14 protein-coding genes, 1 tRNA gene and 1 pseudogene are annotated in these 14310 nt (G+C 41.7%); 3 read left to right on the top strand and 13 right to left on the bottom strand.

What is annotated here, in order from left to right:
- A pseudogene (locus NZ583_02785) lies at positions 1–208 on the top strand (polysaccharide biosynthesis protein).
- 152 nt (positions 209–360) lie between these two features.
- On the opposite strand, the gene NZ583_02780 reads toward NZ583_02785, so the two are convergent.
- From NZ583_02780 to accD, 12 genes are read right to left on the bottom strand one after another with little or no spacing between them, the layout of a single operon-like run.
- Entirely contained in the window at positions 361–1665 is a 1305-nt protein-coding gene (locus tag NZ583_02780; GenBank protein ID MCS7280541.1) for a TldD/PmbA family protein, read from the bottom strand.
- Positions 1622–2122 carry an N-acetyltransferase gene (locus tag NZ583_02775; protein ID MCS7280540.1) on the bottom strand — a complete coding sequence of 167 codons (501 nt, stop codon included), beginning with the start codon at positions 2120–2122 and terminating at the stop codon, positions 1622–1624. Before NZ583_02775 ends, NZ583_02780 begins: the two co-directional genes overlap by 44 nt.
- Entirely contained in the window at positions 2115–3719 is a 1605-nt protein-coding gene (locus NZ583_02770) for a DNA repair protein RecN (GenBank protein ID MCS7280539.1), read from the bottom strand. Before NZ583_02770 ends, NZ583_02775 begins: the two co-directional genes overlap by 8 nt.
- Positions 3720–3722: 3 nt before the next feature.
- The gene (locus NZ583_02765; protein MCS7280538.1) at positions 3723–4580 is read right to left on the bottom strand and encodes an NAD(+)/NADH kinase; all 858 of its coding nucleotides are present in this window, start codon (positions 4578–4580) and stop codon (positions 3723–3725) included.
- 49 nt (positions 4581–4629) lie between these two features.
- Entirely contained in the window at positions 4630–5349 is a 720-nt protein-coding gene (locus tag NZ583_02760; protein ID MCS7280537.1) for a UDP-2,3-diacylglucosamine diphosphatase, read from the bottom strand.
- On the bottom strand, positions 5346–6182 hold the full coding sequence (rfbD, locus tag NZ583_02755) for a dTDP-4-dehydrorhamnose reductase (protein MCS7280536.1): 837 nt from the start codon (positions 6180–6182) through the stop codon (positions 5346–5348). The genes NZ583_02760 and rfbD overlap by 4 nt, the downstream gene beginning before the upstream one ends.
- A complete protein-coding gene (rfbB, locus tag NZ583_02750; protein MCS7280535.1) occupies positions 6179–7183 on the bottom strand; it encodes a dTDP-glucose 4,6-dehydratase in 1005 nt (334 codons plus the stop codon). Before rfbB ends, rfbD begins: the two co-directional genes overlap by 4 nt.
- A gap of 1 nt (position 7184) precedes the next feature.
- On the bottom strand, positions 7185–7640 hold the full coding sequence (locus NZ583_02745) for a dTDP-4-dehydrorhamnose 3,5-epimerase family protein (GenBank protein MCS7280534.1): 456 nt from the start codon (positions 7638–7640) through the stop codon (positions 7185–7187).
- A 1-nt stretch (position 7641) separates the two neighbouring features.
- Complete coding sequence (locus NZ583_02740) at positions 7642–8370, bottom strand: sugar phosphate nucleotidyltransferase (protein MCS7280533.1); 729 nt, start codon at positions 8368–8370, stop codon at positions 7642–7644.
- A gap of 11 nt (positions 8371–8381) precedes the next feature.
- A complete protein-coding gene (gene lptD / locus NZ583_02735) occupies positions 8382–10412 on the bottom strand; it encodes an LPS assembly protein LptD (protein ID MCS7280532.1) in 2031 nt (676 codons plus the stop codon).
- Positions 10399–11661, bottom strand: coding sequence for a bifunctional folylpolyglutamate synthase/dihydrofolate synthase (locus NZ583_02730; GenBank protein ID MCS7280531.1), 1263 nt, complete (start codon positions 11659–11661; stop codon positions 10399–10401). Before NZ583_02730 ends, lptD begins: the two co-directional genes overlap by 14 nt.
- The gene (gene accD / locus NZ583_02725) at positions 11658–12533 is read right to left on the bottom strand and encodes an acetyl-CoA carboxylase, carboxyltransferase subunit beta (GenBank protein ID MCS7280530.1); all 876 of its coding nucleotides are present in this window, start codon (positions 12531–12533) and stop codon (positions 11658–11660) included. Before accD ends, NZ583_02730 begins: the two co-directional genes overlap by 4 nt.
- Before the next feature lie 46 nt (positions 12534–12579).
- Here accD and NZ583_02720 point away from each other — a divergent pair, with 46 nt between their 5' ends.
- Entirely contained in the window at positions 12580–13191 is a 612-nt protein-coding gene (locus NZ583_02720) for a hypothetical protein (GenBank protein ID MCS7280529.1), read from the top strand.
- Here the strand turns inward: NZ583_02720 and NZ583_02715 are convergent.
- Positions 13137–14114 carry a bifunctional riboflavin kinase/FAD synthetase gene (locus NZ583_02715; protein ID MCS7280528.1) on the bottom strand — a complete coding sequence of 326 codons (978 nt, stop codon included), beginning with the start codon at positions 14112–14114 and terminating at the stop codon, positions 13137–13139. The genes NZ583_02720 and NZ583_02715 overlap by 55 nt on opposite strands.
- Positions 14115–14163: 49 nt before the next feature.
- Here NZ583_02715 and NZ583_02710 point away from each other — a divergent pair.
- Positions 14164–14247: transfer RNA gene (locus tag NZ583_02710), tRNA-Leu, on the top strand.
- Positions 14248–14310: the final 63 nt, after the last annotated feature.

Genomic DNA, 14310 nt, shown 5'->3' with positions numbered 1-14310 from the left:
GGAAGCAGTTCAACTTGTAATGCAGGCTGGGGCCATGGGCAATGGTGGAGAAATATACGTCCTCGACATGGGAGAACCTGTAAAAATAGTCGATCTGGCAAAAGACATGATTAGACTGATGGGGCTTAAGGAGGAGGATGTTGAAATAGTCTATACTGGGATACGTCCTGGCGAAAGGATAAAAGAACTTTTAGTCGGTTCGAAAGAAAGGATAGAAAGGACGGAACATGAAAAAATAATGAAGGTAGTAAATAATGATATCGATTGGTCCGCTCTTGACCTTGCTATAAGATCCCTCATAGAGAATTTACCCAGCATGTCAGAAAAAAAGATACGAGAAGCACTCTTCAGAATAATAAATCACGACCCACTTATTCTAAGCCCCTCAACAAAAAGTGAAGGGGAGCCGTAGTTTCCGTAGAATTTAAGATCCTTTCCGATTGCTCTCACATTTTCAAATACTTCAAAAACGTTTCCTGATATCATGACTCCCTGAAAAGGTACAAGGCGTCCTTTTTCCTTTATGAATCCCAAAGTACCCAGTGAAAATTCGCCTGTTACAGGATTTGCAGTGTGAGTACCCATCAAATCTTCAAGCACGATTTCACCTTCTGATAGTTCTGGAAATTCTCCACCGTCCTCCCTTATAAAGAGACCTCGTATTCCGCATCTTGGCATATCGGGTAGGCTTTGCCTTACGCAGTTACCTGTAGATGACGTGCCAAGCTTTTTAGCATAGTAAGAATCGTAGAGGAATGCTTGAAAATAACCTCCGCTTACGACTTTCGTACTTATTGATGGAAAGCCTTCTCCATCGAATGGAAATGACGATGGACCAAAAGTCCCTGTATTCTCGATATCTAAAAGCTCCGAAAAACACTTTTCATTTATCTTGCCTTTTAGTCTCGTCTTTTCCTTGTAGAGGTTTTCTCCAAGAAAAGAGCTAGAAAGGATAGAAAGAAGGGCTGATGCAACCCGAGGTCTAAGTACACCGTTATAGGTTCCTGTTCTTAGTTTCTTTGAGGAGAGAAAAGAGATAGCCTTTTCCCGGACCATTTCACCGAACTCTAAAAAGTTTAAATCTTCGAATCTATGACTCCAGATTAAGTCGTACCATGAAACCTCCTCTAAGTCTTTAGCTACCGCCAAAGCTGAGACAGTATAAAGCGTCTTCCTTCCGGAAACGTAAAGTCCGTTAGAGTTCAAAATCTCAACAAAACTTGTCGATTCGAGAAGTTCTAAGTGTCTTGTCGCAACAATCCTTCGATCTTCCCTTATCGTTCTTTCCATTTTTAAAAGTCTTTCGAGTTTTTCCTCAAGATCTAGATCTTCTCCATCTTTATCGTAAATTTGAAGTTCGGGGTATTCCTCCTTTTTCCTTTTTTCTGGAAATTCATAGGCCTCGTCCTCTTCAAGATACGGAAAGATCTCTTCTGTCTTTTTTATAAGCCTCTTTAAATCCTCATCTTCCAAACCAAATGTGTACGAAAAGGCTAGCTTCTTGCCTCTCAATGCTCTAAGTGCGATTCCTTCCTCTCTAGAAAATTCGAAATTGTAAAGTTCACACCTCCTACTTTCCAACTTCTTTACAGTCTCTCTTAGATAAAAGATTTCGTATCCATCAAACTCTTTTTTTACTAGTCTTTGCACTTTTTCGAGATCCATCATCTCCTCCCAGTTCCATCGCCATTGCCTTTTCATCGCAATTGGGGAATTTAGGGCATCTTACACACTCGGTCCAGATCTTCTGCGGAAGCTCTTTTTTTTCGACAGTCTTGAAACCGAGTCTCCGGAAGAACTCTTCCTGGTTGGTGAGTAAAAAAATCCTCTTTATCTTTAGTTCCTTTGCCTCATTTACCAAAAACTTCACGATTTCCGAACCAACCCCGCTTCTGCGCCATCTCTTTACCACACAGACAGATCTGATCTCAGCAAGATCTTCCCAGCATATATGGAGGGCTCCTGTTCCTACGATCCTTCCGTTCTTTTCGTAAACCACATAATCCCTCAAATTTTCGTATAGCTCGGCGAGCGATCTAGGCAACATCTCTCCCTTCGCGGCCGAAGCGTTTATCATTTTGTGGATATACCTTATATCTTCAGGTAAAGCCTTTCTAAGCATACTTTAGCATTTCCTCGGCCTTCTTTACGGATTTCTCTGTAATCTGCTCCCCGCTTATCATTCTTGCAATCTCGAATACCCTTTCATCCCTTTCAAGCTTCCTTATTGTCACTTTAGTCTTCCCAGAAAGAAGTCTTTTTTCAACCACAAAGTGGCTGTCGCCGTATGCCGCTATTTGCGGCAGGTGGGTTATGCAGATTATCTGGTGCATACGCGATAGTTCTTTTAATCTTTTTCCTACAAGTTCCGCCACTCTTCCACCAATTCCCACATCTATTTCATCAAAGACCAACGTCTTTGGTTCTTCTTTGCTCGTGAGCTTCTTTATGGCTAGCATTATCCTCGAGAGTTCACCACCTGACGCTATTCTCCTCAGAGGCTTTAACGGCTCACCTGGATTTGTGGATATGAGAAATTCCACATCATCAGATCCTGTCTCATCGATCCGGCCTTTGTCTCTGATATCTATCTTGAACTCAGTCCCTTTCATCGAAAGAGATTCTAGTTCTGAAACAATAAGTTTCTCCATTCTTTTAGCCCCTTCCAGCCTTTTCTTTGACAGCTCTTTTGTAGCCTTAATCAGTCTCTCTTCGAGCTCTTTTTTTTCTTTTTTTTTACCTTCGAGCCTGTTTGCAAGAGTTAAAAGGTGGTTTAGCCTCCCTTTAGCACTTTCTTTGAAATTTTCTATATCTTCCAAGCTTTTTCCGTATTTTTCTTTGATAGTATAAATCCTAGACAGCCTCTCCTCTAGTTTCTGAACCTCAAAGGAATCAACGTCTATCTTTTTTAGTAGGTTTTTTGCGTCAAAGAGTATGTCCTCTATGTTTAATAGCAATGACTCAAGTTTTGTAGATAGGGATGCGATTTCGGGAAACTTTAACATCGGTTTAAGATTACTTATAGCTCGCTTCACTTTTAAGCTTACAGAATCCTCCTTTTCGTATAGCTCGTCAATAAGCATACGCACCGCAAGGAGGATCTTTTCTGATTCCCGAAGAAGTCTTAGCCTCTCTTTGAGCTCTTCTTCTTCGCCCTCTTTGATTTTTGCAGATTCTATCTCATTTATCTGGTATTGGAGCAAGGGTATCTCTCTTTCTTTATCTTTTGCATCTATCGAGAGCTTATCCAGTTCACTTTCTACTGCTTTAAGCTTCAAGAATAGATCCTTAACCATATTCTTATCTTCCGTAAGGTCTAACATTTGGTCGAGCAAGTCGACGTATCTTTCCTTCTGGAGGAGATTCTGATACTCATTCTGGCTATAGATGTTAACTAGGATGTTCGCCAGTTTTTCTAGTTTTCCATAAGGGACAAGCTCGCCGTCAATGAAGATTTTACCGCGGCCGGAAGGAGCAAAGATTCGCCTTATCGTAACATCCTTTTCCCCTATAAAAAACTGGGCTGTTATCTCCCCGTACTTGGCGTCCCTTTTTAAAAGCTCGGAAGGGACCTTTGGACTTATAAGGGCCCCTATCGAATTTATTATGATAGACTTTCCTGCACCTGTCTCTCCTGTGATGACGTTAAATCCTCTCTCAAATTCCACTTCCAGTTCCTCTATTATCGCGAAATCCCTAATCCTGAGGTACGAAAGCATCCTTTATCTTTCGCCCCATTTTAACTTGGTCCTTAAAATCTCGAAGTAACCCTTACTCGGGGATTTTACAAGCTTCGTCACAATTGGAGATCTCTGAACCAAAACCTCATCCCCGTATTCTAACGGGAAACCAACTTGGCCATCTAGAGTGAGGATCACCTTTTCATCTTTTGATTTTAAAACCGCCCTTATCACTACGTCATCCGGCAAAATAAGTGGTCTCATAGTGAGAGTGTGAGGGCATATGGGAACAACGACGATATTTTCCATCGAAGGATAAAGAATCGGGCCTCCGGCAGAAAGGCAGTACCCTGTCGAACCCGTTGGTGTTGAGAATATTATTCCGTCGGCTCTGTAAGTCGTTAGATACTCGTCGTCGACGTACGTTTCTACGTCTATTATTCTAGCCAAAGCGTCTTTCGTTATCACCGCATCGTTTAGCACGTTAAATTCAAGGATCACCTCCTTTTTCCTCTCGACTATCACACATAGCATCATCCTCTTTGACACGTCCATCTTCCCTGAAAGAATCTTTTCCAAAGCTCCATCTAGCTCTTCAACACTGACTTCGGTCAAAAACCCGAGTCCTCCTAAATTGACTCCTAAAATAGGAACTTCTCTTCCCACAGAATTTCTAGAGACGCTAAGAAGAGTTCCATCCCCGCCAAGAACAACTATCAAATCAGCCCCTTCTCCTACCTGTTCCAGTTCTATCTTATTTTCGTACTTTAAAAGGGCCGCTGATGTTTCATCTAGCTTCACTTCGAAGGATTTTCCGTATTTTTCGATTATATGTTTTGCGATTTTTAAGGATTCTTCTTTTCCCCTCTTACATACAATGTGGATTTTCTTAACCTCCATAGACACATATTTACCACCTATTCCTCTTTTTGGCAACAAAGCCTAGGATTTAAAAAGAGACTTCAGAACCTGGCAGGAATTTTTTTAAAGAAAAGCCTTGACCTGAGACATACTCACCGTAGGTGGAGGACCTTATTATGTCCCCCGTGTTGAGGTATACTTTTCTTTTGTCGTCATCCACAATCTCATAAAGATCCGGAATATGCGAGTGGGCAAGAATGATGGCATCAAACCCTTCTTTCAGTTTCTTTTCAGCGTAAGCCCTAAAGAGCCTTACCGTTTTCTGGTTAAATCCCTTTTTTTTGTTCGACAAAAGAGGTCTCAAAGCCATTGCCAATCTCCATGAAACTCTAGGTCCAAAAAGCTCCATTAACCTATAAGTCAACTTCTTTCGAAGGAGACGACCCAAAAGAGAACTTTTAATCTCGTGCCCGTGAGAGATGTAAACCTTCAAATTGTCTAAGTACGTAACGATTGATGGGATCGGTTTACAAAGCCATCTCTCTTCGAAGTACTTACCGAGTGAAAACTCATGGTTCCCTTCGAGGAAGAATATTTCCTTTCCTACCTCCGCTAGCTTTCTCAGTCTTTGCAAAAAGGGATTAAACCACTCGTAGCTAAAATCCCCGTAGTAGAATTCGAACATATCCCCAAGAATGAATATTAGATCGGCCTCATAGAGAGTCTCATCTATGAAATTGAGAAGATAATCTATTTCCTTGACTGTTTTTCTGCCCAGGTGGGCATCCCCAAAAAAGATGGCTTTCAAATCTCGGCTAGATACTCTTTTAAAGCCTCTTTCCAGTGTCTTAATGTGTAACCGGTCTCCCCTTTGAGTTTCTGAGTGCTTAAAGCAGAAAACGCAGGACGTTTGGCCTTCCTTTTTATTTCATTCGACGAGACAGGAATCACCTTAGTTGAAACCTGTTTTATTCTGAAGACTTCACATGCAAGTTCATACCATGTACAGATTCCCGAATTTGAAAGGTGGTAAATTCCATTTCTTTTAAGATCTATGAGTAACTTTAAAGGCTCCGCGAGATCTTTCGCGTATGTCGGAGACCCAAACTGGTCGTTAACAACGTAAAGTTCCTTTTCAGTCTTTGATACCTCGAGTATTTTAGTTACGAAATTCTTTCCTCCGTGTCCATAGATCCATTGGGTCCTAATAATGAGAGGATTGGGATGGATTGCAAGTACCCTCTTTTCTCCTTCCAATTTTGTCCGTCCGTAAACTGAAAGAGGCACAGCTACATCTTCTTCAATGTACGGAAGGTTCTTTTTTCCGTCAAAAACATAGTCAGTGCTGAAGTGGACAAGACGAATTCCGTTTTCCGCACAAAGACGAGCAACAATTTCTGCACCATATACGTTTACCATCTCTGCGAGTTCGGTATTCTCCTCGCAACCATCAACGTCAGTATAGGCGGCAAGATTCACAACAATATCAGGCTTAAGATCTTTTATGATTTCTTTGCCTTTTTTTTCGTCCAAAATATCCCAATCTTCAATATCGAAAACTGAACATTCGTAAAAACGGAGGAAGAAGGGAACTATGTTCTTGCCGATTAATCCTTTTCCGCCTGCAAAGAGGATCCTCATCTTCCTCCATAGACGATCTCGTAGTACCTCATATAATCACCAGATTTTATTCTCTCCCACCAGGATCTATTCTCTATGTACCAGTTAACTGTTTCCGGCAGTCCTTTTTCAAATTCGATTTCGGTTTTGAAGCCAAGTTCCCTTTTTATCTTTGCAGCATCGATGGCGTACCTTCGATCATGCCCGGGTCTGTCCTTCACGAACTTTATGAGGGAGTAAGGTTTTCCAAGTATGTCAAGGAGCATCCTTACAATCTCTATGTTTGTTCTCTCGTTGTCAGCTCCGATGTTATAAATCTGTCCCGGTCTTCCTCTGTGTAACACGAGGTCTATAGCGCGAGCGTGATCTATAACATGGATCCAGTCCCTTACGTTTCTTCCATCGCCGTATATGGGGAGTTCCTTGTCTTCCAAGGCATTAGTTATCACAAGGGGGATGAGCTTTTCTGGAAACTGGTAAGGTCCATAATTGTTTGAACACCTGGTTATGATAACTGGAAGTCCGTAGGTTTTATAATATGCAAGGCATAAGAGGTCGGCAGAAGCTTTCGATGCCGAATATGGGCTTGTTGGGCAAAGTGGGGTTTCTTCTGTGAACTTTCCTTCAGGTCCTAACGAACCGTAAACTTCGTCCGTTGAGATTTGGATAAATTTGGAGATTCCTCTTCTTTTTGCCACTTCCAGCAGAGTATAGGTTCCGAAAACGTTTGTTTTTATAAAGTCCGAAGGGTCTATAATTGAGCGATCCACGTGGGATTCGGCAGCGAAGTTTATAAGAACATCTATGCCTAGATCGAAAACATCTTCTACGAGCCTTAAGTCTGCTATGTCACCCTTTACAAACCTTAACCTTCTGTCCTTTTCCAGATCTTTTAAATTTTCCAAATTTCCGGCGTATGTAAGTTTGTCAAGATTCACTATTTCATAGGGATACCTTTCCAGCATGTACCTTATGAAGTTACTCCCTATGAAACCACATCCTCCAGTTACGAGGATTCTCATTTTACCCGTCCCTTCTGTCCCATCTATAAGGGATGTCATTTAGGTGAGGATGAATTCTATATTCGTCGGGATTTTCCCGATTGTAAGGCTCTGTCGGTATGTTTATTATTAAGGCCTCCGATTCACTTATGCATTTCCATCCGTGGTAGACCATCTTTGGTACAACGACTAGTGAGAAATTATAGTCACCGATGTAGAACTCGTTTATCTCACCTTTTGTCGGTGATCCTTCCCGGGCGTCATAGAGGACAAGCTTTATCATTCCCTTGATGCACGCTACGTAGTCGTCCTGAATCATGTGGTAATGCCATGCCTTTACAACACCGGGGTAGGTAGTCGTAAGATATATCTGACCGAACTTTTTGAATATTTCATCATCACAACGGAGTATCTCCATAAGTCTTCCCCTCTCATCGGGGATAACAGTCAATTTTTTAACCTTTACGCCTTCAATCATTTCAGTCGTTATTTGCACCTGTCTGAGCCACTAGTATATTTGCCCTAAGTAGAGACTCGAAAGTTCCAGCGTCAGTCCACCAACCTTCAAGCATCTCATAAGTCATGGTGCCCTCTCTTATATAGGCGTTATTGACGTCCGTAATCTCAAGTTCACCTCTCTCAGAAGGCTTCAATGTACGGATTATGTCGAAGACTTTCGAATCGTACATGTATATCCCTACTACCGCAAGGTTACTTCTTGGTTTTTTGGGTTTCTCCACTATCCTTACGAGCCTTCCGTTTTCAATCTCCGCCACCCCAAATCTTTCAGGATCCGGGACCTCTTTTAGAAGGATCTTTGCACCCGTTTTCTGTTTTTCGAAGTTCCTAACAGCCTTTACTATGTTTTTTTCGATGATGTTATCTCCAAGGATTACGCAGATAGGCTCCCCATCTGCAAAATACTCCGCCAAAGACAGAGCGTGCGCAATCCCGCCCTCTCCCTCCTGATAGGTGTAGTTGAGATGTTTAAGACCGAACTCACTCCCGTTACCCAAAAGCTTAAGGAAGTCACCAGCGTTATTCCCACCGGTCACTATCATTATGTCCTTAATGCCTGCTTTAATGAGGGTTTCCAGCGGGTAATAAATCATCGGCTTATTGTAGACTGGTAGTAAGTGTTTGTTCGTGATCTTCGTTAAGGGATAGAGCCTCGTTCCAAGTCCTCCTGCAAGGATGACCCCTTTCATTAAAACCCTCCCTATTTAGCCCTTTCGGTTATGCCTTTTAGGTCAAAGTTGATTTTAAAACTCGTATCTTTCGGTCTTTTTGTCTGGGTGAGTTTAAGCGTAAGAGCCCAACACAAAGGACTGTACTTTATCTCGTATGAGGTGTCCATCCATTCGTGATTAAAAAACGAGTATCTAACCCCGTATTTTCCATAAAAATCTCTGTATCTTGCCATCATACCGAAGGAGATCTCATGGGATAGGTCCTTCGTGTAGGTGTGGGAGATTGAGATTCCGGTATGTTCTTTTGGGTTATAAGCGAACTCGTTTATCATTGCCCTCAATCCGTCACCGTAAATATTTATTACACTTTGATTTGAAAAGCCAAGATTTTTTATGAGGCTTAGCTTGAGCCTCGCCTTTACATCCGAAAACCTTCTTCCGCTTCCTTCATAGAGCGTGGAAGGTTCCAGGGTACGGGTGAGCGAAAATGACTGTTCCACCTCAAAAATTGACAATTCCTTTGGGGATTCTCCCCTTGTGGTAAGATAGTGACCCAAAGAATACGTAAGAATGTTTGTCTCGAATAGTCTATCCGATGGGTCTATGTATGGGACATTGGTAAGTGAGATTTTTGGAAGGAAAGTCCAAGTGATTTGTGGTTTTATGATGCTATGTAAGCCTCCTTCTTGAAATCCCAAACTATATCTTCTTTTTAGGTGAGTGTTGAAGGAACTTTCGAGTTTTAGCGTTTCAACGCTTCGAAAGGTTTTTGTTTGCTCACCGTCCTTTTCTGTCAAGTATAACTTTATGTTTGGACTGCCTGTAATTTTTAAGTTGAATCCGTGTGATGAATACGATTTAGAAATGGATGGTTCGAAGTTAAGTCTCGCGTGTTTTGAGCCCCTTTCCCTGTAGAAGTTTACGATTTCAGAATTTATGTTAAAAAGGAACATGTTCCTTAGGATTGAGAGGCGATCCGTAAAAAGACTCAAAAAAGGTAGGTACTTGTACGTGAAATCGTTGTTTTTTTGACGTAGATCCCGAAAGTAAGATACTTCTCCAGTAAAGTACGCGTTTTTGAACCTCTTCTCCAAGTAAGCTAAAGACTTAAGAAGCGCCTCACTTCTTTCTTCCGATTCTTCCCCAAAGTCTTTAAGATAGTCTATATCCGATACGAACCTACCCCTAACTTTTAACGTTAAATCCCTAGCGAAGGTTTCGACATGTTCTCCTTTTAGCTCGTATCTTCCGTGCTTGTACTTTCTGTCATCGATGATGTAAAAGAACCATTCCCCCCTTTTGTCGTTCCTTATTGCGTAGTTGAATTCGACTCCAGGTTTTAAACCCCTCTCCTCTATGTAAGAAAGATAAAATGTTGCGTCCTTATCCTTATCTATGGCCCAGAAAAATGACGGGGAAAAGATTATCCCATCTTTACTCGAGATCCTTAATTCAGGTATGAGAAAACCCGTCTCCCTTTCAGTTTTGACGGGAAATATTCCCCACGGAAGATAAAAGATCGGCATATTCCGTATCCGGAACTGGGCTCCCCGTAAGCGCGCGTACCCCCCAACTACTATGTCAGCATTCTTTGCGGTAAATTTCCAGTCAGGCCTTTCAGGGTCACACGTTGTCAAAGACGCTTTTTTTAGACAGTACCTATTTTCGCCTCTTTTCTCTATAGAGTCACCTTCTATGTGGTAATTCCCCCTCTTTATGTAGATTCTTCCGTTCTCTATGTATCCCTCCTTCTTTTCGAGGTCGAAGTAAAGTCTTTCACATATTATTGAATCCTCTCCATCCCTAAGATAGACGTTACCATACGCAAAAATCTCTTTAGTTACCTCGTTAAAGATGACCTTTGATGCTGAAAATATGCGGTCTTTTGATTCGAGTTTCACATTTCCAGTCGCAACAATTATCCCTTTTTCCCTTTCGTACTCGAGAACTTCAGCTTCGACATGAACTTCTTCTATTTTTTCGGCTCTTTCTGAAAAGGCACATTCCGAAAAGGATGGGAAAAGGAAAAGAAGGAGGGCTAAGGCACTAAAAAATCTCATCTATCAAGCTTCTTGCCTCAGCGACCGTAAAAAGCGAGCCAGTAACTATGATGACATCTTTGTCGTCCGCTACGCTTTTTGCGTAAATAAGAGCCTCTTTCACAGAATCCGTAGTATGGGCGTACGGTAAACATTCTTTCAACTTAGGAACTTCAAGAGCCCTTTCAACTGAAGGTCTTGTAAGTATGATCTCTTGGGCCCAAAGGGATATTTCTTTAGCCATCTTTCTAAATTCCTTATCCTTCATGACCCCGAATATGCAGATGATTTTCTTTTCGGAAAGGTTCTTTAAAACGTATTGAGAGAGTGCGGAAAGACCATGAACGTTATGGGCCCCATCGAGTATTATCATGGGTCTTTCCTTTACTACTTCCAGCCTTCCCATCCACTGAACTTTAGAAAGTCCTTCCCTTATTTTAGGCTCTTCTAGTTTAAAGCCTTTCTCTTCGAGAATCTCTAAAACGCAGAGGGCCAAGGCAGTATTAAAGAACTGGTGGTCCCCTAAAAGATTGATGTAAAGGTTTGGTAGGTGCCATCTCAAACCTTTATACTCCATCACTTTTTCATTCTTTCTTTGAAACGAGAAGTCCCGACCCAGTATATAAAGAGGTGCATTTTTTTGTTTTGCCACATCTTTTATAACCTTTAGCGCAACACCTTTTGTTCCTGTGACACAGGGTGTCTCTTCTTTTATAATTCCGGCCTTCTCTCTGGCAATAGAGGAGATGGTCTTTCCAAGATAATCCATGTGGTCGTAAGAGACGTTTGTGATTACGCTGACAAGTGGAAAGATGACATTGGTAGAATCGAGCCTTCCACCCAGTCCTACTTCTATTACTGCTATTTCAACCGATTTTTTCTTGAAATACTCGAAGGCCAAAGCGGTTGTGAAATCAAAGAACGTGAATGAGTCTAAAAGCCCCTTTTCTTCTATCTTCTTCCAGATATATTCCGAAATCTCCACGAATTCTTCATAATCGATATCCTTTTCGTTTATCGAAAACCTTTCAGTTATGGAATGGAGATGGGGAGATGTGTATCTTCCCGTCGTTAATCCATGCTGGGTAAGAATCGTTGAAAGGATCTTCGTAACTGATCCCTTTCCATTGGTACCACCAACGTGTAAGGTCTTATAGCCATTCTGCGGGTTTCCTATGGCTTCCAAAATAGATCTAATCCCATCAAGGCCAAAGACCATGCCTTTCTTCTCCATGCTTAAGATGTGCCTAACTACAGGTGAATCCCTCATGGATAGATAATCGACAGAACTTTGTGAAGAGTTTGCTTCATCTCTTTTCTATCGACTATCATGTCTATCATGCCATGTTCTAACAAGTATTCGGCCCTCTGAAACGAAGGCGGCAACTCTTCTTTGATTGTCTCTTTTATAACCCTCGGACCTGCAAACCCTATCATTGCCTTAGGTTCAGCGATTATTATGTCCCCAAGCATGGCAATACTTGCCGTTACCCCTCCTAGGGTAGGATCGGTGAGGACCGTTATATAGGGTACACCGTCCTTTTTTAATTTGTAAATCGCTCCTGTTACTTTCGCCATCTGCATAAGGGACATTATTCCTTCTTGCATTCTTGCACCGCCAGATGTGCAAAAAACAATAACCGGAATTCTCCTCTCCTTTCCCTCTTTCAGAAGCCTCGTTATCTTTTCCCCCACAACCGAGCCCAGACTGCCGCCCATGAAGTTGAAGTCAAATATCGCACAGAGCACATCCATGTCGAATATCTTCGCCTGTCCACAGAGTACAGCATCCCTCCTTCCAGTCTTTTCAAAAAGTTCCTGAAGCCTAGCCTTGTACGGTTTCGTATCTTTGAATTTCAAAAAATCTACGGGCCTTAAATTCTCATAGAGCTCTTTGAAACTTCCTTCCTCAAAAGTAAATTCTATACGTTTTTCTACAGATATCGGAAAATGGTAAGAGCACTTAGGACAGATACTGAAGTTCCTCTCAACCTCTTTTCTGTAAAGAAGCTCCATACAGGACGTACACTTTATCCAGAATGCCTCTTCCTTTTCCGCTTCAGCTTTTTTTATCTCCTTTTTGATGTCTATCTCTTTGTGAGCCTTAACTTCTTTCTTTTCCTTCTTTTTGAAAATGCCCATTTTTCGCTTGAATTCGGTGTCAAAAACTACCAAAATTAAGAACATAGTGTCAATAGAAAGGGTTTGGATCGAATCGGAATATCCTTTGGAAGGAGTATTAACGTACGGCTCAAAGGATCTGGGTGTTATTATATGCCATCCGCATCCCCTTTACGGTGGTTCCATGAGGAATAACGTAGTCTTTGCCCTCGAGAGGGGATTTCTGGAGCTTAATTTTACAACCCTTAAATTCAATTTCAGGGGAGTTGAGAAAAGTGGAGGATCATACGATGATGGGCGGGGGGAAGAGAAGGATCTTTTTTCCGCCATAGAGTTCCTTGAATCGAAACTCAACCCTTCCGCTAAGCTAGTTCTTGCAGGATATTCCTTCGGAGCGTGGATCTGCGCAAAGGTGTCCATCCAGAAGGATAAAGTCTCAGATCTTCTCCTCGTATCTTACCCATTTTCGGTTTATGAAAAAGAACCGGTTATGCGTTTTAAAAAGAGGATATACTTTCTTTGCGGTTCGATGGATGAAATTTCACCGGTCTCCCAAAATATGGAAGTATACCAAAGCCTTCCCCAGCCTGAAAAATCGATAACCATCCTCGAAACAGATCACTTTTATATAGGAATGGAACGGGAGATAGTCGATTTCGTGAAAAGAGCGTTTGCTTGAAGTCTAGAGAGGAAAGCCCTTGCTTTAGAGATATCCTCGGCTATTGCGGTTTTGAGTCCTTCTACTGAATCAAACTTTTGTTCATCCCGTATTCTTTCGTAAAATCTGACCTCCAACTCCATACCGTAAATGTCTTGGTTAAATCCTAAAATGTGGGTTTCGAGACATATTCTATTGTAATTGAAGGTCGGTTTAAATCCGATGTTTGTAACAGAGGGAAGATAGTTACCTTGAAACTCAGTCTCTGTCACGTAAACACCGTTTTTCGGTAAAATTTGATTTTCGAGAAAAGCTAAATTCGCTGTTGGAAAACCTATTTTTTTTCCAATCCCAGCCCCATATACGACCTTTCCTACGATTGTAAATGGCCTACCCAAAAGTTCATTTGCCCTTCTTATCTCGCCGTCTAAGAGTAATTTTCTGATTTTATTACTTCCAACCTTCTCGCCGTCAATAGTTACTGGATCGATTTTTTTAAAGAATACTCCGTACTTTTTTGAAAGCGTCTCCACCAACTCCACATTTCCTTTCTGATCCTTTCCGAACCTAAAGTCGCTGCCAAGGATAACGGCTGAAACTCCGATCCTATCTATGAGAACTTTCCGAAAGAAAACCTCCGGCTGAGAGTCTCTCAGAGTCTCGTCAAATTTTAGGACAACTAGAACGTCAACCCCCATCTCCTCCAAGATCCTTTTTTTTACTGGAAGTGGGGTTATAAGTCCGTTTATGTTTTCAGGCTTAAGTACAAACAAAGGATGGGGATCGAAAGTCAAAACTACGAAAGTTGCATTCAGCTCTTCTGCTTTCTTTCTAGCTTCTTCTATTATCTTTCTATGACCTATGTGTACCCCATCGAAATTTCCAATTGTTATGACCGAGGTTCCAAGTCTTTGTAGCTTCTCTAACCCTTCTATAACTTTCATGGCCCAACCCTTGACATTTTTCGCAAATATTTTTTTATTTAAATGTAATGCCGAAGTGGCGGAATTGGAAGACGCGCTAGATTCAGGATCTAGTGGGCGTAAGCCCGTATGGGTTCGAGCCCCATCTTCGGCATATCTACCCCCTCATCCCGAAAATCATTGACAAAAGCACCTATTTAGGATAAAAGATTGTGAA

The sequence above is a fragment of the Thermodesulfobacteriota bacterium genome (assembly GCA_025062045.1).
GTDB lineage: Bacteria > Desulfobacterota > Syntrophorhabdia > Syntrophorhabdales > JANXAF01 > JANXAF01.
This window is presented reverse-complemented; position numbering and strand designations above follow the sequence as displayed.